24 protein-coding genes are annotated in these 23,882 nt (G+C 68.1%); 11 read left to right on the top strand and 13 right to left on the bottom strand.

Annotation, left to right across the window (positions count from 1 at the left end; translation table 11 throughout):
• Positions 1-108: 108 nt before the first annotated feature.
• On the top strand, positions 109-2,304 hold the full coding sequence (locus JJB11_RS23255) for a hypothetical protein (RefSeq protein ID WP_201177221.1): 2,196 nt from the start codon (positions 109-111) through the stop codon (positions 2,302-2,304).
• 3 nt (positions 2,305-2,307) lie between these two features.
• Here JJB11_RS23255 and JJB11_RS23250 read toward each other — a convergent pair whose 3' ends face one another.
• Entirely contained in the window at positions 2,308-3,234 is a 927-nt protein-coding gene (locus JJB11_RS23250) for an SDR family oxidoreductase (protein ID WP_201177336.1), read from the bottom strand.
• Positions 3,235-3,276: 42 nt separating this feature from the next.
• On the opposite strand from JJB11_RS23250, the gene JJB11_RS23245 reads away from it, so the two are divergent.
• From JJB11_RS23245 to JJB11_RS23235, 3 genes are all read left to right on the top strand, one after another.
• Positions 3,277-4,323 carry a CDP-6-deoxy-delta-3,4-glucoseen reductase gene (locus JJB11_RS23245; protein ID WP_201177219.1) on the top strand — a complete coding sequence of 349 codons (1,047 nt, stop codon included), beginning with the start codon at positions 3,277-3,279 and terminating at the stop codon, positions 4,321-4,323.
• Positions 4,324-4,396: 73 nt separating this feature from the next.
• The gene (locus tag JJB11_RS23240) at positions 4,397-5,365 is read left to right on the top strand and encodes a Bug family tripartite tricarboxylate transporter substrate binding protein (RefSeq protein ID WP_201177217.1); all 969 of its coding nucleotides are present in this window, start codon (positions 4,397-4,399) and stop codon (positions 5,363-5,365) included.
• A gap of 102 nt (positions 5,366-5,467) precedes the next feature.
• Entirely contained in the window at positions 5,468-6,007 is a 540-nt protein-coding gene (locus JJB11_RS23235; protein WP_201177215.1) for a hypothetical protein, read from the top strand.
• 10 nt (positions 6,008-6,017) lie between these two features.
• On the opposite strand, the gene JJB11_RS23230 is transcribed toward JJB11_RS23235, so the two are convergent.
• From JJB11_RS23230 to JJB11_RS23210, 5 genes are all read right to left on the bottom strand, one after another.
• Positions 6,018-6,734, bottom strand: a complete 717-nt coding sequence (locus JJB11_RS23230) for an ABC transporter ATP-binding protein (RefSeq protein WP_201177212.1) — start codon at positions 6,732-6,734, stop codon at positions 6,018-6,020.
• Positions 6,731-7,534 carry an ABC transporter ATP-binding protein gene (locus JJB11_RS23225; protein WP_201177210.1) on the bottom strand — a complete coding sequence of 268 codons (804 nt, stop codon included), beginning with the start codon at positions 7,532-7,534 and terminating at the stop codon, positions 6,731-6,733. The genes JJB11_RS23230 and JJB11_RS23225 overlap by 4 nt, the downstream gene beginning before the upstream one ends.
• A gap of 10 nt (positions 7,535-7,544) precedes the next feature.
• Positions 7,545-8,639 (bottom strand): ABC transporter permease subunit, encoded by a 1,095-nt coding sequence (locus tag JJB11_RS23220; protein ID WP_201177208.1) that lies wholly within the window; start codon positions 8,637-8,639, stop codon positions 7,545-7,547.
• 13 nt (positions 8,640-8,652) lie between these two features.
• Positions 8,653-9,582: a branched-chain amino acid ABC transporter permease gene (locus JJB11_RS23215; protein ID WP_201177206.1), complete on the bottom strand. Its 930-nt coding sequence runs from the start codon at positions 9,580-9,582 to the stop codon at positions 8,653-8,655.
• Positions 9,583-9,733: 151 nt separating this feature from the next.
• The gene (locus JJB11_RS23210; protein ID WP_201177204.1) at positions 9,734-11,032 is read right to left on the bottom strand and encodes a replication-associated recombination protein A; all 1,299 of its coding nucleotides are present in this window, start codon (positions 11,030-11,032) and stop codon (positions 9,734-9,736) included.
• 26 nt (positions 11,033-11,058) lie between these two features.
• Here JJB11_RS23210 and JJB11_RS23205 point away from each other — a divergent pair, with 26 nt between their 5' ends.
• Positions 11,059-11,430 carry a hypothetical protein gene (locus JJB11_RS23205; RefSeq protein WP_201177202.1) on the top strand — a complete coding sequence of 124 codons (372 nt, stop codon included), beginning with the start codon at positions 11,059-11,061 and terminating at the stop codon, positions 11,428-11,430.
• 27 nt (positions 11,431-11,457) lie between these two features.
• Here JJB11_RS23205 and lolA read toward each other — a convergent pair whose 3' ends face one another.
• From lolA to JJB11_RS23190, 3 genes are all read right to left on the bottom strand, one after another.
• A complete protein-coding gene (gene lolA, locus JJB11_RS23200; protein WP_201177200.1) occupies positions 11,458-12,093 on the bottom strand; it encodes an outer membrane lipoprotein periplasmic chaperone LolA in 636 nt (211 codons plus the stop codon).
• 65 nt (positions 12,094-12,158) lie between these two features.
• Entirely contained in the window at positions 12,159-14,495 is a 2,337-nt protein-coding gene (locus JJB11_RS26465) for a DNA translocase FtsK (RefSeq protein WP_201177196.1), read from the bottom strand.
• A gap of 222 nt (positions 14,496-14,717) precedes the next feature.
• The gene (locus JJB11_RS23190) at positions 14,718-15,392 is read right to left on the bottom strand and encodes a Crp/Fnr family transcriptional regulator (RefSeq protein ID WP_201177193.1); all 675 of its coding nucleotides are present in this window, start codon (positions 15,390-15,392) and stop codon (positions 14,718-14,720) included.
• A 156-nt stretch (positions 15,393-15,548) separates the two neighbouring features.
• Between JJB11_RS23190 and trxB the strand changes: the two genes are divergently transcribed.
• The 3 genes from trxB (at position 15,549) to rpmG (ending at position 17,195) form a co-directional block, all read left to right on the top strand.
• Positions 15,549-16,499 carry a thioredoxin-disulfide reductase gene (gene trxB, locus JJB11_RS23185; protein WP_201177192.1) on the top strand — a complete coding sequence of 317 codons (951 nt, stop codon included), beginning with the start codon at positions 15,549-15,551 and terminating at the stop codon, positions 16,497-16,499.
• 274 nt (positions 16,500-16,773) lie between these two features.
• Entirely contained in the window at positions 16,774-17,007 is a 234-nt protein-coding gene (gene rpmB, locus JJB11_RS23180; protein WP_201177189.1) for a 50S ribosomal protein L28, read from the top strand.
• Positions 17,008-17,024: 17 nt separating this feature from the next.
• Positions 17,025-17,195: a 50S ribosomal protein L33 gene (gene rpmG / locus JJB11_RS23175; RefSeq protein ID WP_055899695.1), complete on the top strand. Its 171-nt coding sequence runs from the start codon at positions 17,025-17,027 to the stop codon at positions 17,193-17,195.
• 77 nt (positions 17,196-17,272) lie between these two features.
• Here the strand turns inward: rpmG and JJB11_RS23170 are convergent, their stop codons facing one another.
• On the bottom strand, positions 17,273-17,770 hold the full coding sequence (locus tag JJB11_RS23170; RefSeq protein WP_201177187.1) for a DUF421 domain-containing protein: 498 nt from the start codon (positions 17,768-17,770) through the stop codon (positions 17,273-17,275).
• 161 nt (positions 17,771-17,931) lie between these two features.
• On the opposite strand from JJB11_RS23170, the gene JJB11_RS23165 reads away from it, so the two are divergent.
• Positions 17,932-18,441 (top strand): DUF3597 domain-containing protein, encoded by a 510-nt coding sequence (locus JJB11_RS23165; RefSeq protein ID WP_201177185.1) that lies wholly within the window; start codon positions 17,932-17,934, stop codon positions 18,439-18,441.
• Positions 18,442-18,655: 214 nt separating this feature from the next.
• On the opposite strand, the gene JJB11_RS23160 is transcribed toward JJB11_RS23165, so the two are convergent.
• From JJB11_RS23160 to purN, 3 genes are all read right to left on the bottom strand, one after another.
• A complete protein-coding gene (locus JJB11_RS23160) occupies positions 18,656-19,870 on the bottom strand; it encodes a DesA family fatty acid desaturase (protein WP_201177179.1) in 1,215 nt (404 codons plus the stop codon).
• Between the two features lie 120 nt (positions 19,871-19,990).
• The gene (locus tag JJB11_RS23155; RefSeq protein ID WP_201177177.1) at positions 19,991-21,259 is read right to left on the bottom strand and encodes an RsmB/NOP family class I SAM-dependent RNA methyltransferase; all 1,269 of its coding nucleotides are present in this window, start codon (positions 21,257-21,259) and stop codon (positions 19,991-19,993) included.
• Positions 21,260-21,261: 2 nt separating this feature from the next.
• A complete protein-coding gene (purN, locus tag JJB11_RS23150) occupies positions 21,262-21,843 on the bottom strand; it encodes a phosphoribosylglycinamide formyltransferase (RefSeq protein WP_201177175.1) in 582 nt (193 codons plus the stop codon).
• 141 nt (positions 21,844-21,984) lie between these two features.
• Between purN and JJB11_RS23145 the strand changes: the two genes are divergently transcribed.
• Both JJB11_RS23145 and JJB11_RS23140 read left to right on the top strand, forming a co-directional pair.
• The gene (locus JJB11_RS23145) at positions 21,985-22,668 is read left to right on the top strand and encodes a YceH family protein (protein WP_201177173.1); all 684 of its coding nucleotides are present in this window, start codon (positions 21,985-21,987) and stop codon (positions 22,666-22,668) included.
• 26 nt (positions 22,669-22,694) lie between these two features.
• Positions 22,695-23,873 (top strand): acyl-CoA dehydrogenase family protein, encoded by a 1,179-nt coding sequence (locus tag JJB11_RS23140; protein WP_201177171.1) that lies wholly within the window; start codon positions 22,695-22,697, stop codon positions 23,871-23,873.
• The last annotated feature ends 9 nt before the right edge of the window (positions 23,874-23,882 follow it).

Below are 23,882 nucleotides of genomic sequence, written 5' to 3'. Positions count from 1 at the left end.
GGCGCCGGCCGAAGCACGGGCCAGCCAGGGCTGGCGTGCATGGCTGCGCGTCCTTGCCGTGGCCTGCGTCCTGTTGGTGCTGTCGGAGGCGCTCTGGCTCTGGCAGTCGTGGCCCGTACGCGAGCTCTTGCAGCCCGCGCCTTCCACGGCGGCGCGCAGATGACGAACGAGCAGTCGCTTCCCACCCGGGGCCGATGGAGCGTCCAGGCCGTCCTGCTGAGGCTCGCGTACGCGCTCCTGGCCGCCTGGGCGGTGGGCATCGGCGTTGCGGCCTGGCAGCTCGATGGCTGGCGCGAAGACCTCAGCCGGATCCTGCTGCAGATGAAGGCGGATGCGAATTTCCGCGCCCGGGCCCCCACGCGTGAAGCGGTCGATCCCGAGTGGTACCGGCGCAAGGCGCTGGCGCTGCTCGCTGCGACCGATCGGCTGCAGCACGATTCGGCCTGGACGGCGTTCCTCCCGGGCTCGTGGCACGCGTTCGATCCGCTGGAACGTCAGGTGCAGGCCCGGCTGGGGCGCGAGTTCAACGAGATCGTCGTGGAGACCGTGCGGCGCGAGCTGTACGCGCATGCCAGCCACCTCACGGGCGTGCCGCTGGCGCGTGGCTCCGGTGAGCTGCGGGGCGGCGAGTGCCAGTCGCCGGTGCCGTCCAACCTGGAGCGGCGGCTCACGGCCGCGCCCGAGGACCTTCCCGAGTTCGTGGCGGTCACCGACTACGTGACGGACGTCGAACGGCTCGACGCGGCCGTGCAGTCCTTCTTCTCGCTGCAGGCGAGCGGCGGCGGGCCCGAGCAACTGCGCCGCCTCGTCGGCTACACACTCGGCAAGGAGCTCCCCGGTGCGCTGGAAGGCGCGGCCCGCATGTTCCGCTCCAGCGAGGAAGTGCGCATCGAACCGGTCCTGATGCAGGCACGCTTGCAGTCGGCGACCCGCTGCTCGCTGGCGAAGGCGATGGCGGCGCTGCACACGCGCCTGCTGAACACCAACGACCTGTTCGCGCTCGAGCAGGGCTACGTGGAACGCAGCAACGGCCTGTTCCGGCCCTCTGCGCGACTCGCGGGATTCGACCGCACGCTGGAGCGCTACCGCGCCGTGCACGCGCTGCTGGAAGACCAGCATGCGCTGCTCGCGAAGGGCCGCAACGACTGGATGGGCCAGGGTACCTTGCAACTGGGGAGTGCGTACCAGAAGGTGATCCAGCGTATTGCCGCCACCCGACTGCTCGGGCCGGAGTCGGTGGAACAGCTGCAGAGCCAGTCAGGCGCCGCGTTCGCGGAATTCCGCCGGCAGTTCGAGCAGGCGTTCGACAACGGAGGCGAGCCGGGGGTCGTGTGGCTGGCCGATGAAAAGCGCTTCGGCCTCTCGCCCGAGCGCGCGGCGTTGCGCCAGGGGCTGGGCGCACTGCTGAAAGCCTCGTTCATGACGGACGCCGCGCCTGCCGCGAGCTCGAAGAACGCGCCGGAATCCGCCAGTCTCGCGAAGGTGCTGCCTGCCGCGCGCGCGCTCGCGGCGGAGCGCGCCGAGGTCGTGGCGCGCGTGGTGCCGCTCTTCCCCAGCGATGCGCAGGCCGGCGTCTTGCGCGTCGTCGACGCGCGCGTGTCGGAGCTGATCTACCAGCAGGCGTTCCGCAGCCTGAAGGCGAGCTGGCCGGCCGAAGGCGCCGCCGCCGCAGACCTGGGCACCTTGAAGCAGCAGCGCGAAGAGGTGCTGGCCTTGCAGGCCGTGCTGAAGCAGACCGGTGGTGCCGGATTCGGTGAACGCCTCGTCGCCACCCTCGATGGCGAGCTGCTGCGGCGACTGGCCGTGCTGGATGACGAGCTCGAGCGCCAGCCGCTGGAAAGCGCCCGCTCGCGCGACTTCGCCTGGTGGCAGGGCGACACGCTCCCGCTGGCCGAAACCCTGGGCGCGGCAGACGCGGGGGCGAACACGGCGCCCTCCTTCGGCCGCAGCGCCGCGCGCCTGACCCGGCTGGCGCAGGAAGCGCAACCCCTACTCGCACTCGCCAGCCCCGCGCTGGCGCAGGACCCGGCCGCGCGGCGCTGGATCGACCTGAAAGCCGAACTCGACCGCTATGCGGCGCACGCGAGCGACAGCAGCCTGCTGCGGCTCGAAAGCTTCGTCGCAGCGCTGGGTCCCGATCTGCGACGCGAGAACTGCGCCGAGCGGCTCGCGGCGAACGCGCCGCCCCAGGGGGGCGACGACGAGATCGCGCAGCGCCAGCGCGAACTGCACCAGGCGCTCACCCAGCGCTGCCTGGAGCTGCGTATGCAGGCCACCGCAACCGCCGGAGTCACGGTGCCATAGCGGTCAGGCGTGCAGTCCGGACTGCACCGTCGGATAGCGCAATCGCAAGCGCAGTTCACGCTTCATCCGGGTGTTGTCCAGCCTGCGCGATTCGGACATGAAACTCAGGAGCATCGGCGGCAACTGCTCGCGGGCGGCGCTGCGCGTCACGCGCGGCGGGCGCGGCAAGCCATACAGGTCGGCGGCGAGGTCGAAGTAGTCGCCCATCTTCATCACGCTGTCGTCGCACGCGTGGTAGACGCGTTGCGGCCGGCCGCGCCACAGCGCCGCGATCACGCCGCGCGCCAGGTCGTCGGCGTGGATGTGGTTCGTGTAGACGTCGTCCGGCGCGCACAGCACCGGCGTGCCGCGCAGCAGGCGCTCGCGCGGGGTGCCCGCCGGCCGGTCCGGCGCATAGATGCCCGGAATACGCAGAACGCTCACCCGCACGCCGGCGCCGCGCCCGAAGAAGCGCAGCTGCCGCTCCGCATCGACCCGCCGGCGCGCGCGGGCCGTCTGCGGCAGGACGGGACGCGCTTCGCTGACCCATGCACCGCCGCAGTCGCCGTACACGCCGCTCGTGGATCCGTAGACGAGCGCCACCGGCGGGCTGCGCAGCCGCAGCGCTCGCATCAGGTTTTGCGTACGCAGATCCTGCGGCGCGGCTTTCGCGGCATCGGCTGCAGGCGGTGCGAGGTGGACGACACGCTGCGCCAGCCCCGCCAGCCTCGCCAGGCTGGCCGGGCGATCCAGGTCGCCCAGCAGCGGGGTGATTCCCGCAGCGCGCAACTGCGCGGTGCGAGCGGGGTTCGAGGTCAACGCCAGTACGCGCATGCGCGCGGGCAGCGCGCGCACCACGCGCATTCCGACGTCGCCGCAACCGACGATGAGGACCCGCTGGCGGCGGAAGCGACTGGGCCGGGCGCCGAGCGGAGTCTGGTTTGAAGGCAAAATCGCACCAGCAAGAGCAAAGAGCCCGAGGATACCCAAAGCATGACAGCCAGCACGGCGAACGCCGGCCCCTTCCAGATCACGGTGCAGCCCAGTGGTCGCAGCTTCTCCGTCGACAGCGGCGAAGCGATCCTGCCGGCGGCCATCCGGCAGGGCATCGGCATGCCCTATGGCTGCAAGGACGGGGCCTGCGGTTCCTGCAAGTGCAAGAAGCTGGAGGGCTCGGTGGTGCACGGCCCCCACCAGAGCAAGGCCTTGTCGGCGGAGGAGGAAGCCAACGGCCTGATCCTCACCTGCTGCGCGGTGCCGCAAACCGACGTGGTGCTCGAATCGCGGCAGGTCACGGACGAAAGCGCGTTCCCGGTGCGCAAGATGCCTTCGCGCGTGAGCTCGCTGGAGAAGGTCTCGCACGACGTGATGATCGTCAAGCTGCAGCTGCCCGCGAACGACACGCTGCGCTACCACGCCGGCCAGTACATCGAGTTCATCCTGCGCGACGGCGCCCGCCGCAGCTACTCCATGGCCAACGCGCCGCACAACGGACCCGGCGTCGAACTGCACATCCGGCACATGCCCGGCGGCAAGTTCACCGACCACGTGTTCACGGCGATGAAGGAGAAGGAGATCCTGCGCGTGGAGGGCCCGTTCGGCAGCTTCTACCTGCGGGAGGATTCGGACAAACCCATGATCCTGCTGGCCTCCGGCACGGGTTTCGCCCCGATCAAGGCGCTCCTCGAGCACATGCAGTTCAAGGGTATCCAGCGTCCCGCCACGCTCTACTGGGGCGGCCGGCGTCCCGGTGACCTCTACATGGATGCGTGGGTGCGCGAGCGCCTGGCGGACATGCCCAACCTGCAGTACGTGCCCGTCGTGTCCGACGCCCTGCCCGAGGACAACTGGACCGGCCGGACCGGCTTCGTGCACCGCGCGGTGATCGAGGACCACCCGGATCTTTCCGCATACCAGGTCTATGCCTGCGGCGCCCCGATCGTGGTCGATTCCGCCCGTGCCGAATACAGCGCGAAGTGCCAGTTGCCGGCGGAGGAATTCTTCGCGGACTCGTTCACCACCGAGGCCGACAAGCACTGAGCGCATCGGCTGCGGCGCCCTGCCCCGCAGCACAGGCTCTGCAGTGCGCCCGCGAGCTTGCGACAATGCGGGCATGAAACGCCGACACCTCCTCCTGGGATCGTTCTCCGCCGCCATGCTGTCCGCGCCTGCGGTGCGGGCGCAAGGCAAGCCCATCCGCATCATCGTGCCGTACGCGCCCGGCGGCCCGATCGACCTCACCGCGCGCGTGCTCGCCGAGCGGGTGAAGGACAGCCTGGGCACCGTGATCATCGAGAACCGCCCCGGCGGCGGCGGCAACATCGGCGCGGACGTGGTGGCCAAGGCCGCACCCGATGGCAGCACGATCGGCATCGCCGCAACCGCCACGCATGCGATCAACCCCTGGCTGTTCGGCAAGATGCCGTACGACGCGGCCCGGGACTTCGCGCCCATCACGCAGATGGTGCGCGTGCCCAACGTGCTCGTCATGAACACGCAGACGGCCACGCGCCTGAAGATCGCCAGCGTCGCCGACCTGATCGCGTACGCGAAAGCCAACCCCGGCCGGCTCAATTACGGCAGCGGCGGCAATGGCAGCGCGGGCCATCTCGCGGGCGAGATGTTCAAGCGCGACGCCGGCATCTACGCCGTGCACATTCCGTACAACGGCGGCAACCCGGCACAGCTGGCGCTCCTCTCGGGGCAGGTCGACTTCAACTTCGACAACCTCGCCACCGCAGCGCCGAACATCCGCGCCGGCAAGCTGAAGGCGCTGGCCGTCACCACCTTGCACCGCTCGCCCAGTCTCCCGGACGCGCCGCCGGTGGCCGACACCCTCAAAGGCTTCGCCATCGATACCTGGTGGGGGCTGGTCGCACCGGCCGGGACGCCGCCCGAGACGATCCACCGGCTGAACCAGGCCTTCGTCGCCGCGCTCAATGCCCCCGAGACCAAGGCGCGGTTCGCCAGCCTGATGGCGGAGCCAGTGCCCACCACCCCCGAGGAGTTCGGCCGTTTCATGCATGCCGAACTGGCCAAATACGAAAAAGTGGTGAAGGCGTCGGGCGCCAAGGTGGATTAAAGGCTGAGCCGGGCCTCCTACATCGCTTGTGAGATTTGTCCGACACGCGCTGCCTCAGCCGCGGGCCACATTGTTCCTTCAAACGAGCAAGAGGGAGCCGCCATGCGCATGCAGCAGTGTGTCCTGGGATTGGTCCTTGCAGTGGCCGCGAGCGCGGCGCTGCCCGACTCCGGCGGGATGCTGCGATGGCGCTCGGGCCTCAGCCCGCTCGGCCTGCAGCCAGCGGGCGAAGAGCGGCTGCCGTGCAGCAGCTACACGCTCGCGTGCAGCGACGCGAGCAGCGTGTCCCTGTACTCCAGCGAGACGGCGCCGCGCAGCCTCAGCCTGCAGATCAGTGAAGCCGACCGGCTCGCCGCCATCCGCGTCGGACGCAGCCCCGGCCTGAACCTCAGCCTGGTCGGCAAGGCCGGCATCGTGCAGGACCTCGGTGTCTACGGCCGCATCGGCACCACAGTGAACCGGTCCCCTTCTGCCGCGCAATTCATGGGCGCGCGCGACGGCGGCCTCACGTACGGCGTGGGGCTCAGCTGGGATTTCTCCCGCAGGGCTAATGCCGCCGTGGGGCTGGACGCATACGAGGTCCGCGGGATCGGCGACGTGCGCGACTGGCGCACGAGCCTCGGCCTGCAGTGGCGCTACTGAAGCGCGCGGCTCACTCGCCGAGGTAGGCGGCGCGCACCTTCGGGTCGTCGAGCATCTTCTTCGCGTCGCCGCTCATGGTGATGAGGCCGGACTCCATGACGTAGCCGCGGTCCGCGATTTCCAGGGCCCGGCTGGCGTTCTGCTCGACGAGCAGGATGGTGACGCCCCGACTGTGCACGTCGCGCACCACCTCGAAGATCTTGTCGACCATGATGGGCGACAGCCCCATCGACGGCTCGTCCATCAGCAGCACCTTGGGCCGGCTCATGAGCGCGCGCCCCATCGCCAGCATCTGCTGCTCGCCCCCGGACATCGTGCCGGCGAGCTGGTCCTTGCGCTCCTTCAGTCGCGGGAAGGTCGTGAACACGCGCTCCATGTCCTCCGCGATGCCCGCCTTGTCCGTGCGGATGTGCGCGCCCATCTGCAGGTTCTCCGTGATGGACATCCGCGTGAAGACCCCGCGGCCCTCGGGCACCATGGCGAGGCCCTGCTTCACCATGTCCCAGGCCCCGCGGCCGCGGACGCTCTGGCCCATGAACTGGATGTCCCCCGCAGAGAGCGGCAACAGGCCGGTGATGGCCTTCATGGTGGTGGTCTTGCCCGCGCCGTTGGAGCCGATCAGCGAAACCAGCTCGCCGGCCCGCACCTCGAAGTCCACGCCCTTCACCGCCTGGATGCCGCCATAGGCGACCTTCAGCCCACTGACCTTCAGCAGCGTCTCGCTCATTGCGCCTCTCCTGCGGCCTTGGCCTGCGTCGGCTTGTGGCTGTGGCCCAGGTAGGCCTCGATCACCTTCTCGTCGCGCTGCACGTCGTACGGCGAGCCTTCGGCAATCTGCTTGCCGTAGTCGAGCACCGTCACGCGGTCGCACAGCCCCATCACCAGCTTCACGTCGTGCTCGATCAGCAGGATGGTGCGGCCGTCCTTGCGGATGCGGTCGATCAGCTCCCGGAGCACCACCTTCTCGGTGGAGTTCATGCCGGCCGCCGGCTCGTCCAGGGCGATCAGCTGCGGGTCGGTCGCGAGCGCGCGGGCGATCTCCAGGCGGCGCTGGTCGCCGTACGAGAGCGTGCGGGCCTTGTACTCGGTGAAGCGGCCGATGCCGACGTAATCGAGCAGTTCCTGCGCGCGCTTCGCGATGGCCGCCTCCTCCTCCTTGAAGCCGCGCGTGCGGAACACCGCGCCGATCAGGCCGGAATGCGTGCGCACGTGCCGGCCCACCATCACGTTCTCCAGCGCCGTCATGTCCGCGAACAGGCGGATGTTCTGGAAGGTGCGCGCGATGCCGGCCTTGGCGACTTCGTGCACGGCGCTGGGCGTGTACGGCTTGCCGGCCAGCTCGAAGCTGCCGCTGTCCGGCGTGTACAGCCCGGTGATCACGTTGAAGAAGGTGGTCTTGCCCGCGCCGTTGGGGCCGATCAGGCCGTACACCTGGCCTCGCTCGATCGTGAGACCGACGTCCGACAGGGCCTGCAGCCCGCCGAAGCGCTTGGAAATGCCCGCCACGCGGAGGACGACGTCTGCCATGCGGTCCTCCTTATTTCACCGGGACTTGCGGCACCTTGCCGTGCTCGCTGGTGGGCCAGAGCCCGCGCGGACGCAGCAGCATGACGATGATCATCGCGAGCGCGATGAGCAACTGGCGCAGGATCGACGCGTCGAGCCGGCCGCCCGTGAGCGACTGCAGGTCGAAGACGCCGGACACCCAGCGCAGCACCTCCGGCAGGGCGGACAGGAGCACCGCCCCGAGGATCACCCCCGGCAGGTGGCCGATGCCGCCCAGCACCACCATGGCGACGATCATCACCGACTCCATCAGGCTGAAGGACTCCGGCGAGACGAAGCCCTGGAAGGCGGCGAACATCACGCCCGACACGCCGCCGAAGGTGGCGCCCATGCCGAAGGCCAGCAGCTTCATGTTGCGCGTGTTGATGCCCATGGCCTTGGCCGCGATCTCGTCTTCGCGGATCGCCATCCACGCACGACCGATGCGGGAGAGTTCGAGCCGGTGGCAGATGAGCACGCTGGCCAGGGCGAGCAGCAGGAACAGGTAGTAGTAGAGCGTCACCGAGTTGACCGAATAGGTCTCGGTGACGTCCAGCGGGCGCGCGAAATCCAGCGAGAACAGGTGCGCCGAGTCGATCTGCGAAATGCCCTTGGGCCCGTTCGTGACGTTCACCGGCTGGTCGAGGTTGTTCAGGAACACACGGATGATTTCGCCGAAGCCCAGCGTCACGATGGCCAGGTAGTCGCCGCGCAGCTTCAGCGTCGGCGCACCCAGCAGGATGCCGAACACGCCCGCCACCGCGGCCCCGAGCGGGATCGCCAGCCACACGGACAGGTGCAGCGCATCGCCGAGGTGCTGCGCGATCCAGGGGAAGTTCTCGGACAGGTGCGGCGAGGCCGTCAGGGCGAAGGTGTAGGCGCCGATCGCGAAGAAGGCGACGAAGCCCAGGTCCAGCAGGCCGGCATAGCCCACCACGATGTTCAGGCCCAGGGCGAGCAGCACGTACAGCAGCGCGCTGTCGGCGATGCGCACCCAGAAATTGCCCGCGGCCTGCAGCAGCAGGGGAAAGATCGCCAGGGCGATGGCGCCGACGATCCAGAGGACCTTCCGGTTCGGGGTCTTCATGCTGCGGTCTCCTTCAGGCGCGGTCCGCGACGCGTTCGCCCAGCAGGCCGGAGGGCCGCAGCGTGAGCACCACGATCAGCACGATGAACGCGAAGATGTCGGAGTAGTTGCTCCCCAGCAGCCCTCCGGTCACGACACTGAGGTAGCCGGAGCCGATCGACTCGATCAGCCCGAGCAGCACGCCCCCGACGACCGCGCCGGCAAGGTTGCCGATGCCGCCGAACACCGCCGCGGTGAAGGCCTTCAGTCCCGGCAGGAAGCCCATGGTGTGCTGCACCGTCCCGTAGTTGGACGCGTACATCACGCCCGCGATGGTGGCGAGCACCGCGCCGATGATGAAGGTCGCCGAGATCACCATGTCCGGTTTCACCCCCATCAGCGCGGCGACCCGCGGGTTTTCGGCGGTCGCCCGCATCGCGCGTCCGAGCCGCGTGTAGTTCACCAGGTACATGAGGATGGCCAGAGAGACCACCGTCATCCCCAGGATCATGATCTGCGTCGTCGTGATCACCGCACCCCCGAACTGGATCGGCTTGGGCGGCAGCAGCGTCGGATACGGCTTGTAATTCGGCTTGAAGATGATCATCGCCAGCGTCTGCAGCAGGATCGACATTCCGATCGCCGTGATCAGCGGAGCGAGCTTGGGGCTGTTGCGCAGCGGCCGGTACGCCACCTTCTCGATGGTGAAGTTCAGGGCGGCGGCCACGACGCAGGAGATCACGAGTGCGACCAGCAGCAGCAGCCAGCCGGGGATGCCCGGCATCGCATCCTGCGCCTTGGTGATGATCGCCCAGCTGGTGAGCGCGCCGACCATGAGCACGTCGCCATGCGCGAAGTTGATCAGGTTGATGATGCCGTACACCATCGTGTAGCCCAGGGCGACCAGGGCGTACATGCTCCCCAGGACCAGACCGTTGATGATCTGCTGCAGCAGGATGTCCATAGAGGTTTTCTCCGTTTCTGTTCCGCGCGTGGCGATTGCGCGCCTTTGTGAGGCACTTCGCCATCTAGCAAAAAACCCGCCATGCGGTGGTCCTGGGCGGGTTGTCGGGCGCGATTGTAAACGGGGCACCCCGCGGTACCTCTGCCGTGTTCTAGGGGTTTGTCCCTTGGCGATTCCGGTTCAAGGCGCGCAATTCCCGCAGCTTCTCCGCGATGCGGATCTCCAGCCCGCGCTCCACCGGCCGGTAGAACACGGGCGCCTTCATGCCCTCAGGGAAGTAGTCCTCGCCCGCCGCGAAGCCGCCCTCCTCGTTGTGCGCATAGCGGTACTCCTTGCCGTAGCCGAGGTCCTTCATCAGCCGCGTGGGCGCGTTGCGCAGGTGCAGCGGCACGGGGCGCGTGCCGTCCTTGCGCACGAGCGCCCGCGCCTCGTTGTACGCGACGTACACCGCATTGGATTTGGGCGCGATCGCCAGGTACACGAGGCACTCGGCCAGCGCGAGCTCGCCCTCGGGGCTGCCCAGGCGCTCGTACACCTCGGAGGCGTCGAGCGCCATGCGCAGCGCCCGCGGGTCGGCCAGGCCGATGTCCTCGACGGCCATGCGGATCATGCGCCGCGCGACATAGCGCGGGTCGACGCCGCCATCGAGCATGCGCACGAACCAGTACAGCGTCGCATCCGGGTCCGAGCCGCGCACGGACTTGTGCAGCGCGCTGATGGTGTCGTAGAACTGCTCGCCGCCCTTGTCGTAGCGGCGCATGCGCTCGCCCAGCACCTTGAGCAGCCAGGCGTCGGTGATCTCGTCGCGCTTTTCCTTCTTCGCGGCGACCGCGAGCGTCTCCAGCGTGTTCAGCAGCCGGCGCGCATCGCCGTCCGCATAGGCGATCAGCCGCTCCAGCGCCGCGGGCTCGATCGCCGGCACCGCGTCGATGGCCTGGGCGCGCTGCACGATCTGCTTCAGGTCGTCCTCGCCCAGCGGCTGCAGCACGTAGACCGCAGCGCGCGACAGCAGCGCGGAGTTCACCTCGAACGACGGGTTCTCCGTGGTCGCCCCGATGAAGGTGAAGAGCCCCGACTCCACGTGCGGCAGGAAGGCGTCCTGCTGGCTCTTGTTGAAGCGGTGCACCTCGTCGACGAAGACGATGGTGCGGCGCCCGTGCGCCTGCGCGATGAGCGCCTGCTCCACGGCATCGCGGATGTCCTTCACCCCGCCCAGGACCGCGCTGATGGTGATGAACTGCGCGTCGAAGGCATCGGCCATCAGCCGCGCGATGGTCGTCTTGCCGGTGCCGGGCGGGCCCCACAGGATGCAGCTGTGGGGCTGGCCCGACTCGAAGGCGATGCGCAGCGGCATGCCCTCGCCGAGGAGGTGCTGCTGGCCGATCACCTCGCCCAGGGACTTCGGCCGCAGGCGTTCGGCCAGGGGCGCGTGGGCGGACTTGCTGCTCATGTCGGGCAGTTTATATTGCGGCCATCATGCAAGCGTCCTTCTGGTCCGCGCTCGCCGCCCTGCTGGGGGTCCTCATCGGCGGAGGCATCAGCTACCTGCTGAACCGGCAGCAGTTCGGCAACCAGCTGCGCATCCTGCAGGAGCAGCACAAGGAAGAATTCATGGCGGAGACCACCGCCCGCCATTTCCTGGGCCACAAGAGCTTCACCGACCGCTCGTTCGAGACCTTGCGCAAGGCGCTCGGCGGCTTCACCGACGACGAACTGCGCAAGATCCTCGTGCGCGCCGGCGCCGTGCGCGTCTACCGCGAGGACGGCTCGGAGTGGTGGCGGCTACTCTCGCGCATGGACGAATACATCGAGCGCAAGCAGCTGGACCAGATCGCCCGCGAGATCTAGGAGCCTGCGCCCTACGCCCGGCCCGGCTCAGGGCGCCTGCAGCACGTCCGCGCCCTTCGGCGGCGTGAAGTGGAAGGTCTGCGGATTGACGGGCGCGTTCACCTGCATGTTGTTGAAGGTGAGCACCGAGCGCTGCCCGAAGCTGTCCTGGATCTCCAGCGCAGCGAGCTGGTCGCCGCGGAATCCGATCTTCATGCTGGTGAGCTGGCCTTCCTTCTGCCGCGGCGTGGCCTGCACCCATTGCAGGCCGTCCTGGTCCGGCAGCGGCTGCAGCTCGAAGTCGCGCTTGATCGACTCCAGGTCCGGCGACGCCGCGATCACGGCTGCGGGCGTGTTGGCGAGCACCTTCACCTGCTTGCGCTGGCTGACCTGGTTCAGGTCCTTGTCGAAGAGCCACACCGTCTGGCCGTCGGCCACGATGGTCTGTTCGAAGGGCTTGCGGTACTCGAAGCGGAAGCGGTTCGGGCGCTGGAAGTCGAACGAGCCGCTCGACGACTTGGTCCGTCCCGGCTGGCCGTCGCGCGGCGGCGCGGTGATCACCTGGGTGAAGTCCGCGTGACCGGTCTTCGCATTGCGCACGAAGTTCTCGAGGCTGTCGATGGCGCCCGCGTGGGCGGCGGCGGCCAGCGCACCCAGCGCCAGCGTGACGAACATTTTCTTCATGGGACTCTCCAACACGACATTGTCGGTTGGGTAGCGCCCCAGCGGCCAAGTTCGTTACGAGACGTTTATTCGCCGCGGCCCGGCACCAGGATCTCGCGCTGCCCGCGGGCATTCATGGGGCTGACGAGCCCGGCCTTCTCCATGGCTTCCAGCAGGTTGGCGGCCTTGTTGTAGCCGATCGCCAGGTGCCGCTGCACCAGCGAGATGCTGGCTTTCTGGTTCTTCAGGACCACTTCCACGGCGCGGTCGTACAGGGGATCGCCCTCGCCGCCGCCTTCGCCGGGCACGCCACCCAGTGCGCCGTCCTCGCCGTCGACCGTGCCGCCTTCCAGCACGCCCTCGATGTAGTTCGGTTCGCCGCCCTGCTCCTTCAGGTAGGCGACGACGCGGTGCACTTCCTCGTCGCTCACGAAGGCGCCGTGCACGCGCACCGGCAGGCCGGTGCCGCTGGCCATGTACAGCATGTCGCCCATGCCCAGCAGCGCCTCCGCGCCCATCTGGTCGAGGATGGTGCGGCTGTCGATCTTGCTGGAGACCTGGAACGAGATGCGGGTCGGGATGTTGGCCTTGATCAGGCCCGTGATCACGTCGACGCTCGGGCGCTGCGTGGCCAGGATCAGGTGGATGCCGGCGGCGCGCGCCTTCTGCGCGAGCCGGGCGATCAGCTCCTCGATCTTCTTGCCCACCACCATCATCAGGTCGGCGAGTTCGTCGATCACGACGACGATGTGCGGCAGGCGGTCCAGCGGCTCGGGGCTCTCGGGAGTCAGGCTGAACGGGTTGTAGATGAACTGCTCCTTCGCCTTGGCTTCGTCGATCTTGTGGTTGTAGCCGGCGAGGTTGCGCACGCCCATCTTCGACATCAGCTTGTAGCGGCGCTCCATCTCGGCGACGCACCAGGTGAGGCCGTTGGCCGCCTGCTTCATGTCCGTGACCACCGGCGCCAGCAGGTGCGGGATGCCCTCGTAGACCGACATCTCCAGCATCTTGGGGTCGATCATCAGCAGGCGCACGTCGCGCGCCTCGGCCTTGTAAAGCAGGCTCAGGATCATCGAGTTGATGCCGACCGACTTGCCCGAGCCGGTCGTGCCGGCCACCAGCACGTGCGGCATCTTGGCCAGATCGGCGACGACCGGGTTGCCGACGATGTCCTTGCCCAGCCCCAGGGTGAGCTGCGACCTGGCTTCGTTGTAGGCCTGCGAGCCCAGGATCTCCGACAGCTTGATCGACTGGCGCTTGGCGTTGGGCAGTTCCAGCGCCATGAAGTTCTTGCCCGGAATGGTCTCGACCACGCGGATCGACACCAGCGAGAGCGAGCGCGCCAGGTCCTTCGCGAGATTGACGATCTGCGAGCCCTTCACGCCGGTGGCCGGCTCGATTTCGTAGCGCGTGATGACGGGGCCGGGCTGCGCCAGCACCACCCGCACTTCCACGCCGAAGTCCTTCAGCTTCTTCTCGATCAGCCGCGAGGTCATCTCCAGCGTTTCGGGGGAGACGCTCTCCTGGCGGCCGGCCGCGGCATCGAGCAGGTCGACCTGCGGCAGCTTGCTGTCCGGCATATCCGAGAACAGCGGCTTCTGCCGCTCCTTGGCGACCCGTTCGCTCCTGGGCGCCTCCACGGGCACGGGCTCGATCAGCACCGGCGTGGGGTGGTGTTCCTCGATCTCGACGCGCTCGACGTGCACGATCTCCTCGCGCTCGCGGGCGGCGCGCTGGCCCACCGCGACGTCCTCGGCCCGCTCCCGCTGCTCGCGGCGCGATTCGATGAAGCCGTCGATGGCGGCGCCGATGCGCTCGGCCACGTGGCTCCAGGAGAAGCGGAACACGACGGCCGAGGCCAGCACCATGATCGCCACGAACAGCAGGCCCGAGCCGATGAATCCCAGCCAGTTCATCGCCAGCGGGCCCACCATGTAGCCGAGCGCACCGCCCGAGTGGTCCGGCAGGCGCGACTCCAGGTGGTACAGGCGCGTCCACTCCAGGCCGGTGCTGGCCACGAGCAGCACCGCCAGCGCTATCCAGAACGCGGACCGGCCCTGCAACCACGGATGCGCGGGCGTTGCGGGCGCGGCGTTTTCGGCGCGCATCCAGCGGGCGAGCGAAGCGAGCCACGCGCGGATGCCGGCGGCGACACACCACCACACGGAGTAGCCCAGGAGGAACAGGCAGGCGTCCGACAGCCACGCGCCCAGCCGGCCGCCCCAGTTATGCAGCGGTCCGCCGTCGCCGGACGTCGAGAAGGCCGCGTCGCCCGCGGAATGCGTGAGCAGCGCCAGCAGGCAGAAGACGAGCGCGCAGGCGCCCAGCACCAGCGCGGTTTCGTGGGCGAAGCGGGCGAGGCCCGCGCGCGGACCGGAGGGCGCGGGCGCGGCCTCCGTGAGGGTGTTCAGCGAGTACGTCATGACGCAAGCGCGAGCTTAGCGCAGGGGCGGCCCGCAATCGACCGCGGCGTTGTTTCGCGTCACTGCAGGCGAACGCGGGAGCGGACTGCCGGACGCAGAGGTCGCAAAAATGCAGAAGGACGCAAGAAAGACCTCAGGAAAACTTCTTTCCTGGATCCTTTTGCGTCCTCTGCGAAATCTTTGCGCCCTCTGCGTCCGGTTGTCCGCTCCCGTATTCCGCGGCTACCCCAGCGTGGTCAAGCGGTCCTTCACGACCATCGAGCCATCCTCGCGCGTTTCGATGAAGCCGCGGTCTTCCAGGTCCTTCATCACGCGGCTCACCATCTCGCGGGAGGCGCCGACCATCTTGGCGATGTCCTGGCGCGAGATGCGCTCGCGGATGGTCATGAGGCCGTCGCGATCCGGCTGCGCGAACTCCAGCAGCGCGCGGGCCACGCGCCCGTACACGTCCATCAGCGCCAGCGACTCGATCTTGCGGTCCGCCTGGCGCAGCCGCTGCACCAGCCCCTTCATGATCGCGTACGACATCGAGCTGTTTTCCGGCAGGCAGCGCGCGAACTCGGCGCGGCCGAGGGTCAGCATGTCGGTCTGCACTTCGGCCCGGCAGGTGGCCGAGTGCGGCTCGTTGTCGATGAGGCTCATCTCACCGATGTAGTCGCCGGGGTTGAGCGTGGCGAGGATCACTTCGCGCCCGCGCTTGTCCGAGGTGACGACACGCACGCGCCCGGTGAGGATGATGAACAGGGTGTTGGTCTTCTCGCCCTGCTCCACGATCGTTTCGCCGCGCTTGAAGCGGCGCTTCACCACCGCGTCGGCCACCGCTTCCGCCTGGTTGGAGGTCAGCAGGGCAAACAAGGGCACCCGCCGGATCAACTCCAGGTTGGACAGCATCGACATCGTTCAAATCCCTCCTGCTTGGGCGGCCGCCATCGGTTCTTACAATCCCCGTGATCGGGAAGTGGGAAGCAGGGGCCGTGCCCGCATGCTGGATACTTCTCGAATCGCCCGCAAATGTACACCGACCTGTGGTGTTTCCCACACAGGTTTTGCACCATGAACACCAAGCACGCGAAAGTTTTGATCCTCGGTTCCGGCCCCGCCGGCTACACCGCCGCCGTGTACGCCGCACGCGCCAACCTCCATCCGCTGCTGATCACGGGCATAGCGCAAGGCGGGCAACTCATGACCACCACCGAGGTGGACAACTGGCCCGCCGATGTCCACGGCGTGCAGGGACCGGAGCTGATGCAGCGTTTCCTGGAACACGCGGAACGCTTCAAGACCGAGATCGTTTTCGACCACATCAACAAGGTCGACTTCAGCAAGCGCCCCTTCACCCTCACCGGCGACAGCGGCACCTACACCTGCGATTCGCTCGTGATCGCCACCGGCGCCTCGGCGAAGTACCTGGGCCTGCCGTCCGAGACCGAGTTCATGGGCAAGGGCGTCAGCGCCTGCGCCACCTGCGACGGCTTCTTCTACCGCGACGAGGTGACCTGCGTCATCGGCGGCGGCAACACCGCGGTGGAGGAGGCGCTGTACCTGTCGAACATCGCGAAGAAGGTGTACCTGGTGCATCGGCGCGACAAGTTCCGCGCCGAGCCCATCCTCGTCGACAAGGTGATGCACAAGGTCGCCGAGGGCAAGATCGAGCTCAAGCTGTTCAAGACCCTGGACCAGGTGCTGGGCGACGCGACGGGCGTGACCGGCATCCGCCTGAAGGACACCACCACCGGCGCCACCGAGGACTTGCAGCTCAAGGGCTGCTTCATCGCGATCGGCCATCATCCCAACACCGACATCTTCCAGGGCCAGCTGGAGATGAAGGATGGCTACATCCTCACCAAGGGCGGCCTGAACGGCTTCGCCACGATGACCAGCGTGCCCGGCGTGTTCGCCGCCGGCGACGTGCAGGACCACGTGTACCGGCAGGCCATCACCAGCGCCGGCACCGGCTGCATGGCGGCGCTCGATGCGCAGCGGTTCCTGGAACAGGAAGAGTAGAAGGCGGGGCCCCACTACCAACAACCGGACGCAGAGGGCGCAGAGGGTACGCAGAGGACGCAGAAAAAACCTTGAAAGGTTTTCATGCCTTCTTTTGCGCCTTCTGCGTAACCTTTGCGTCCTCTGCGTCCGGATGTCCGCTTTCCGAGCGCCGGAAGCGGGCGATTCCGGGAGCCGCTATAATCGCGGGCTTCGCCGGAATCCGGCCGGTTACCGCCCCCGTCAGGGCGAGGTGAGCCCCTCACGGGAGTGACGGGCGGACATGGAGAGTCAGATGGCACGCGTCTGCGACGTGACGGGCAAGGGCCCGATGGTGGGGAACAACGTCTCCCACGCCAACAACAAGACCAAGCGCCGGTTCCTGCCGAACCTGCAATATCGCCGTTTCTGGATCGAAAGCGAGAACCGCTGGGTTCGCCTGCGCGTTACCAACGCCGCGGTGCGCCTGATCGACAAGAACGGTATCGACGCTGTGCTGGCGGACATGCGCGCCCGCGGCCAGGCCTAACCCAAGGAGCACGAACCATGGCAAGCAAAGGCGGCCGCGAGAAGATCAAGCTGGAGTCCACTGCGGGCACCGGCCACTTCTACACCACGAGCAAGAACAAGAAGACGATGCCCGAGAAGATGTCGATCATGAAGTTCGACCCGAAGGCGCGCAAGCACGTCGAGTACAAAGAGACCAAGCTGAAGTGACGACGGGCGCCCCTGGCGCCCCGCCATTTCGACCCCGCACCAGCGGGTTCGAAAAAGCCCCGCCGCGCGGGGCTTTTTCATTTCCGTTCCTCCTTCGGCACGACGGTGATGCTTCCGTCGCGCTCCAGCACCGCGCGGTGCACGCCCGCCCAGTCCTCGCGGCCGGTCTTCTGCCGCACCGCATCCGTGAGGTCGCAATCCGTGATCAGGCCCTTGCGCAGCGCCGAGCGGTCGGGACGGCCGTCGCGCAGCAGTTCGCGATTGCGGCCGCTGACGAGACGGTCGAAGGCCGGCCAGAGCACGCTCGCCAGTCCCACGAGCCGGTGCAGCACGGCCACTGCGGTACCTGCACACACCGTGGGCCAGAACGGCGACACGCCCACGACGGAGCGGCTGAGGATCGCTCCCAGCATCACCGTGAGCGCGGCATCGAAGGCGTTGCCCTGCCCGAAGGAGCGGCGGCCGGATACTCGGATCAGCACGAGCAGCACGAAGAACATCGCGACGCCGCGCGCGGCCATCTGCCATGAGCTGAGTTCGCGGCCTTCGCCGAACAACCACAGCATTGCGTCCATGGGCGCATGCTGCCGCGAGCGTGCAGCGCCCGGTATTCCGACCTGCGTCCCTTCGCGTCGGACAAGGCCTCAGCACCCGCCGCCGGCGTCCCACAAGTTCCGCCGCAGTCCTTCTCCCATCATGGCCGCAGGCGATGTCCGCCCTGCCACGGAGAACACGAATGAGCATCCTAGGAACCATCTTCAGCCGCCTCCTGCCGCACGCAAGCGCCAGCCAGGCGCCGGCCGCATCACCTGCCGCCGCAAGCCCTGCAGCGGCGCAGCCCGCCAGGCCCGCCGCGCCGACGCAAGCTGCAACGGCGCAACCCGCAAGCGCGCAGTCCGCACAGACGCAGCCTGCGGCCCCGCAGCCGCAAGCGCAGGGCATGCAGCCGCAGCAGGCCGCCGCCGGCGCGGGAACAGCCACGATGGAGCGCGTGGACATCGAGCAGGTGCTGGACGGCCTGGCCGCGCGCAACCCGAACAAGCTGAACTGGCGCACCTCGATCGTCGACCTCATGAAACTGGTCGGCATGGACAGCACCTTGCAGGAGCGCAAGGAGCTGGCGGACGAGCTCGGCTATCGCGGCGACAAGAACGACAGCGCCGCCATGAACATCTGGCTGCACAAGGAGGTGATGGTCAAGCTGGAGGAAAACGGCGGCAAGGTGCCGGAGAACCTCAAGCATTGAGCGGCGGCGAGGCCGGTCCTGCGCTTCCCCGCCGAGGGGCGGACGGGACCGATCAAGGATTCGTAGGCTGGTGGTGAGCCGCAGGCGAACCCCAGCTCGCTGCGCTACGCTGGATCGCTGGGGTTCGCTTCGCTCACCGCCAGCCTACGAGGCCCTGTCCCAAAAAAAACAAAAGGCCTCGTCAGGGGCCTTTTGTCTCTGAGCCGCAGCGCGCTCAGGTATGCACGGCGCGCAGCTTCAGCGAGAACTGGCGCAGCGCCTCGATCCCGCTTTCCTCGGCGCGGCGGCACCAGGCCTGCAGGTCGGCGGTGAGCTGCTCGCGCGACTGGTTCGTGTTGAGCCACATCTGGCGCAGTTCCTCGCGCATGCTCACCATCTTGTCCAGCACGGGGTGCTCGGCGCGCACTTGCGCGAGTTGCGTGCGGGCTGCAGCGGGCACCTTGTCCGCATCGCGGTGCAGCCAGCGCTTGGCGGCCTTGAGCATGCCCAGGTCCTCGCCCTTGGCCTTCAGCACGCCGATCTCCGCCTTGCACGCGCGCTTCAGTTCACGGGCATAACCGGCCATGACCTCGTAGCGGTTGGCGATGACGGCTTCGAGCGTCTTCTCGTCGGCCACCGGCCGGATCGTGCCGAGGCGCAGCTTGGGCGGCACCTTCTTCACGGTGGCCCAGCCGATCTTGCTCATGAGGCTGATGTAGAACCAGCCCAAGTCGAACTCGTACGGCTTGACCGAGAACTTCGCGGAGGTCGGATAGGTGTGGTGGTTGTTGTGCAGTTCCTCGCCGCCGATGATCAGGCCCCAGGGCGAGATGTTCGTGCTGGCGTCCGGCGCCTCGAAGTTGCGGTAGCCCCAGTAGTGGCCGATGCCGTTGATGATGCCGGCGGCGGTGATGGGAATCCACAGCATCTGCACGGCCCACACGGCCGCGCCAGCCGCGCCGAACAGGGCGAGGTTCAGGATCAGCATCAGGCCCACGCCCTGCCAGCTGTAGCGGGTGTAGAGGTTGCGCTCGATCCAGTCGTTCGGCGTCCCATGGCCGAACTTGGCGATGGTTTCCTGGTTCTTCGCTTCCGCGCGATACAGCTCGGCGCCGCGCCACAGCACGGTGTCGATGCCGCGGGTCTGCGGGCTGTGCGGATCGTCGACGGTCTCGCACTTCGCATGGTGCTTGCGGTGGATGGCCACCCACTCCTTCGTGACCATGCCCGTGCCGAGCCAGAGCCAGAAGCGGAAGAAGTGCGACGGGATCGCGTGCAGGTCCATCGCCCGGTGCGCCTGGGCGCGGTGCAGGAAGATGGTGACGCCGGCGATGGTGAGGTGGGTCGTCACCAGCGTGTACAGCACGATCTGCCACCAGGACAGATCCCACAGGCCGTGGCCGAGCCAATCGATCGCCGCGTTCAGGACGGCCCAGTCGGGAAGCAACATGGGTGGGTGTTCTCTCTCTCAGTAAGTCAAAAGCGCGCAGAAAACCCCGCGCGCAGCAGTTGGAGGGATTTTAAGGGCCGGGGTTCAGTCGCGCTGCCCTTTTTTTCGCCTAGGTTCTTGTCACGACTGGACTTTTTCCCACGCCGCGGCATAAAAACCGTCGGTTCCATGCCTCTGGGGCCACAGGCGCAGGTCCTGGCCGTCCGCACTGCAGAGGCTGGCCGCGTCGGGGACCTTGGCCGCTTCCAGCAGTTCGCGCACCTGCAGGCGGCGGAAACCGGGATGGCCAGCGGTGAAAGCCGCTGCGATGTCCTCGTTTTCCGCGCGCAGCAGGCTGCAGGTGGCATAGACGATGCGCCCTCCCGCTTTCAGCAACCTTGCGGCGCTTTCCAGGATGGCGGCCTGCTTGGCCGTCAGTTCCGCCAAAGACTGGGGCGACTGGCGCCACTTCAGGTCCGGGTTGCGCCGCAAGGTGCCCAGCCCCGAGCAAGGCGCGTCCACGATCACGCGGTCGATCTTGCCGGCCAGGCGCTTGATGCGATCGTCGCGCTCGTGCGCGATGGCCGCAGGATGCACGTTGGAGAGCTTGCTGCGCGCGAGCCGCGGCTTCAGCTTCTCCAGCCGGTGCGCCGACACGTCGAAGGCATAGAGCCGGCCGGTGTTGCGCATCGCGGCCCCCAGCGCCAGGGTCTTGCCGCCGGCGCCTGCGCAGAAATCCACGACCATCTGCCCGCGCCGCGCATCGGTCAGCAGCGCGAGCAGTTGCGAGCCCTCGTCCTGCACCTCGATCGCGCCGCGCGCGAAGGCATCGACCCGGGTGAGCGCGGGCTTGTCCTGCACGCGCAGCCCCCAGGGCGAGTACGGCGTCGGTCGGGCGTCGATGCCGGCGAGCTTCAGTTCCTGGCGCACGTCCTCGCGCTTGTCCGTGAGCATGTTCACGCGCAGGTCCAGCGGCGCGGGCTCGTTCAATGCCTCCACCAGCGGCCAGAAGTCGTCCCCGAGCTGCGCCTTCAGCGGTTCGGCGAGCCACTCCGGCAGGTTGTGGCGGTGCCGCTCCGACAGGCTCGCGGGATCGATGCCATCGCAGTGATCGAGCCAGGCCTTCTCGGGCTCGCTCAAGGCGGACTTGAGGAAGTCGCGCGGCCCGGCGAAGCCCAGGATAGCCAGGCGCCGCTCGCGCGGGCCGCTGCCCGAGCCGGCCAGGTGCTCGAACAGCAGCTTGCGCCGCAGCACCGCGTACGCGGTCTCCGCCAGCGTCGCGCGCTCGCGCGGGCCGAGCGAGCGATGCTCGCGGAAATAGCGCGACACGACCGCGTCGGCGGGGTGTTCGAATCGGAGCACCTGCGCGACGAGGTCGGCGCAGGCGTCCAGCAAGGCCTTGGGATGCATGGTCAGAGATTAGCGAGCACTTGCGCGATGGCGCGCGGATACAGCCGATGCTCCTGCGTCAGCACGCGGGCGGCGAGCACCTGCGCCGTGTCGCCGGGCAGGATGGGCACGACCGCCTGGTCGACGATGGGGCCGTGGTCCAGTTCGGCAGTGACGTGGTGGACGGTCGCACCGGCGAAGCGGCAGCCTTCGGCGATCGCGCGTTCGTGCGTGTGCAGGCCGGGGAAGGCGGGCAGCAGCGAAGGATGGATGTTCAGCAGCCGGCCCGCATAGCGCGCGACGAAGCCCGGCGTGAGGATGCGCATGAAGCCGGCCAGCACCACCAGCGCGGGCGCGTGCCGGTCGATCGCGCCGGCCAGCGCCGCGTCGAAGTCTTCGCGCGCGGCAAAGGGCCGGTGGTCCACGACCTCGGTGGCGAGGCCCTGCTCGCGCGCGAACGCCAGGCCGCCCGCGTCGGCGCGATTGCTGATCACGGCGCGGACTTCGGCGCCGAGGCGCCGCCGCCAGTCCTCGCGCGCGGCGGCGCGCACGATGGCGGCCATGTTCGAGCCCCCGCCCGAGATCAGGATGACGATGTTCTTCATGCGAAGCGCGATTATCCCCGTGCCGCGCGCAGGGCCGCGCGGAGCGGCGGCGCGTACGATGGCGGCCATGTTGGAGCGACGACCGAAAATCCCGATCCCGATGGACCTCCTGCGCAGCGCGACGATCGCCGTGGAGGCCCCATGGAGCCACTGAGCCCCGCCGAAGCCCGCGTGCTGGGCACGCTGATGGAGAAGGCGCGAACCGTTCCCGACAGCTACCCGATGACGCTGAACGCGCTGGTTGCCGGCTGCAACCAGAAAAGCAGCCGCGACCCGATCACCAATCTCACCGAAGGGGAAGTGCAGGAAGCGCTCGATGGCCTCAAGCGCCGCTCGCTGGCCTTCACCGCCCGCGGCAGCCGCGTCGACCGCTGGGAACACAACTTCCAGCGCGCGCTGGTCGTGCCGGAACAGTCCGCCGTGCTGCTCGGCTTGCTCATGCTGCGGGGGCCGCAGACGCCCGGTGAACTGCGCATCCACAGCGAGCGCTGGTACCGGTTCGCGGACATCTCCTCGGTCGAGGCCTTCCTGGAGGAAATGCGCGACCGCCCGCAGGAGCGTGGCGGCCCGCTGGTGGTGCAACTGCCGCGGGCGCCGGGTGCGCGCGAGGCGCGCTGGGCGCACCTGCTGTGCGGTCCCGTGGACATACAGGCGTATGCGCAGCCCGCGCCGTCCGCGCCCCAGGGGAGCGGCACGGCCCCGCTGGAAGCGCGCGTCATGGCGCTGGAGAATGAAGTGGCGAGCCTGCGCGAACAGCTGCAGGACCTCTGCGGCCAACTGGGTTTGTCGCCACCTCGACACCCCGAACCGAACGACCGTGCTTAAATCTGCGACTGTTCCCGGAGACACCCATGGATCTTGCATTCACCCCTGAAGAACAGCAGTTCCGCGAGGAGGTCCGCGCCTGGGTGCGCGCCAACCTGCCGCAGGACATCGCGCACAAAGTCCACAACGCCCTGCACCTCACGCGCGACGACATGCAGCGCTGGGCCCGCATCCTCGGCAAGAAGGGCTGGCTCGGTTATGGCTGGCCCAAGCAGTTCGGCGGCCCGGGCTGGACCGCGGTGCAGAAGCACCTGTTCGAGGAAGAAGCCGCGCTCGCCGGCGCGCCGCGCATCGTGCCCTTCGGCCCGGTGATGGTCGCGCCGGTCATCATGGCCTTCGGCTCGCCCGAGCAGCAGAAGCGCTTTCTGCCCGGCATCGCCAGCGGCGAGGTGTGGTGGAGCCAGGGCTACAGCGAGCCCGGTTCCGGTTCGGACCTGGCCTCCCTGAAGACGCGCGCGGAACGCCGCGGCGACAAGTACATCGTCAACGGCCAGAAGACCTGGACCACGCTGGCGCAGTACGGCGAATGGATCTTCTGCCTGGTGCGCACGTCCACCGAGGGCAAGCCGCAGACCGGCATCTCGTTCCTGCTGATCGACATGAAGTCGCCCGGCGTGACGGTGCGCCCGATCATCATGCTCGACGGCGGCCACGAGGTGAACGAGGTGTTCTTCGACAACGTCGAAGTCCCCGCGGAGAACCTGATCGGCGAGGAGAACAAGGGCTGGACCTATGCCAAGCACCTGCTCTCGCACGAGCGCACCAATATCGCCGACGTCAACCGCGCCAAGCGCGAGCTGGAAAGATTGAAGCGGATCGCGCGCAGCGAAGGCGTGTACACCGACCAGCGCTTCCGCGACGAGATCGCCAAGCTCGAAGTGGACATCGTGGCGCTGGAGATGCTGGTCCTGCGCGTGCTGTCGGCCGAGAAGTCGGGCAAGAACCCGCTGGACATCGCCGGCCTGCTCAAGATCAAGGGCAGCGAGATCCAGCAGCGCTATTCGGAGCTGATGATGCTGGCCGCCGGCCCCTACGCCCTGCCCTTCATTCGCGAGGCGATGGAAGCGGGCTACCAGGGCGACTACGTGGGGGCCGCGACGCTCGCGCCGCTCGCCGCCACGTACTTCAACATGCGCAAGACCACGATCTACGGCGGCTCCAACGAAGTGCAGCGCAACATCGTGGCGCAGACCGTCCTGGGCTGAGGAGACACA

This window comes from Ramlibacter ginsenosidimutans, from assembly GCF_016654015.1.
In the GTDB taxonomy this organism is placed as follows: domain Bacteria; phylum Pseudomonadota; class Gammaproteobacteria; order Burkholderiales; family Burkholderiaceae_C; genus Ramlibacter; species Ramlibacter ginsenosidimutans.
This window is presented reverse-complemented; position numbering and strand designations above follow the sequence as displayed.

Bases quoted from the DNA above. Each gene is read 5' to 3' on its own strand.
- JJB11_RS23245 (WP_201177219.1), top strand. From the start codon at position 3,277: ATGACAGCCAGCACGGCGAACGCCGGCCCCTTCCAGATCACGGTGCAG.
- JJB11_RS23240 (WP_201177217.1), top strand. From the start codon at position 4,397: ATGAAACGCCGACACCTCCTCCTGGGATCGTTCTCCGCCGCCATGCTG.
- JJB11_RS23235 (WP_201177215.1), top strand. From the start codon at position 5,468: ATGCGCATGCAGCAGTGTGTCCTGGGATTGGTCCTTGCAGTGGCCGCG.
- JJB11_RS23230 (WP_201177212.1), bottom strand. From the start codon at position 6,734: ATGAGCGAGACGCTGCTGAAGGTCAGTGGGCTGAAGGTCGCCTATGGC.
- JJB11_RS23225 (WP_201177210.1), bottom strand. From the start codon at position 7,534: ATGGCAGACGTCGTCCTCCGCGTGGCGGGCATTTCCAAGCGCTTCGGC.
- JJB11_RS23220 (WP_201177208.1), bottom strand. From the start codon at position 8,639: ATGAAGACCCCGAACCGGAAGGTCCTCTGGATCGTCGGCGCCATCGCC.
- JJB11_RS23215 (WP_201177206.1), bottom strand. From the start codon at position 9,582: ATGGACATCCTGCTGCAGCAGATCATCAACGGTCTGGTCCTGGGGAGC.
- JJB11_RS23210 (WP_201177204.1), bottom strand. From the start codon at position 11,032: ATGAGCAGCAAGTCCGCCCACGCGCCCCTGGCCGAACGCCTGCGGCCG.
- JJB11_RS23205 (WP_201177202.1), top strand. From the start codon at position 11,059: ATGCAAGCGTCCTTCTGGTCCGCGCTCGCCGCCCTGCTGGGGGTCCTC.
- lolA (WP_201177200.1), bottom strand. From the start codon at position 12,093: ATGAAGAAAATGTTCGTCACGCTGGCGCTGGGTGCGCTGGCCGCCGCC.
- JJB11_RS26465 (WP_201177196.1), bottom strand. From the start codon at position 14,495: ATGACGTACTCGCTGAACACCCTCACGGAGGCCGCGCCCGCGCCCTCC.
- JJB11_RS23190 (WP_201177193.1), bottom strand. From the start codon at position 15,392: ATGTCGATGCTGTCCAACCTGGAGTTGATCCGGCGGGTGCCCTTGTTT.
- trxB (WP_201177192.1), top strand. From the start codon at position 15,549: ATGAACACCAAGCACGCGAAAGTTTTGATCCTCGGTTCCGGCCCCGCC.
- rpmB (WP_201177189.1), top strand. From the start codon at position 16,774: ATGGCACGCGTCTGCGACGTGACGGGCAAGGGCCCGATGGTGGGGAAC.
- rpmG (WP_055899695.1), top strand. From the start codon at position 17,025: ATGGCAAGCAAAGGCGGCCGCGAGAAGATCAAGCTGGAGTCCACTGCG.
- JJB11_RS23170 (WP_201177187.1), bottom strand. From the start codon at position 17,770: ATGGACGCAATGCTGTGGTTGTTCGGCGAAGGCCGCGAACTCAGCTCA.
- JJB11_RS23165 (WP_201177185.1), top strand. From the start codon at position 17,932: ATGAGCATCCTAGGAACCATCTTCAGCCGCCTCCTGCCGCACGCAAGC.
- JJB11_RS23160 (WP_201177179.1), bottom strand. From the start codon at position 19,870: ATGTTGCTTCCCGACTGGGCCGTCCTGAACGCGGCGATCGATTGGCTC.
- JJB11_RS23155 (WP_201177177.1), bottom strand. From the start codon at position 21,259: ATGCATCCCAAGGCCTTGCTGGACGCCTGCGCCGACCTCGTCGCGCAG.
- purN (WP_201177175.1), bottom strand. From the start codon at position 21,843: ATGAAGAACATCGTCATCCTGATCTCGGGCGGGGGCTCGAACATGGCC.
- JJB11_RS23145 (WP_201177173.1), top strand. From the start codon at position 21,985: ATGGAGCCACTGAGCCCCGCCGAAGCCCGCGTGCTGGGCACGCTGATG.
- JJB11_RS23140 (WP_201177171.1), top strand. From the start codon at position 22,695: ATGGATCTTGCATTCACCCCTGAAGAACAGCAGTTCCGCGAGGAGGTC.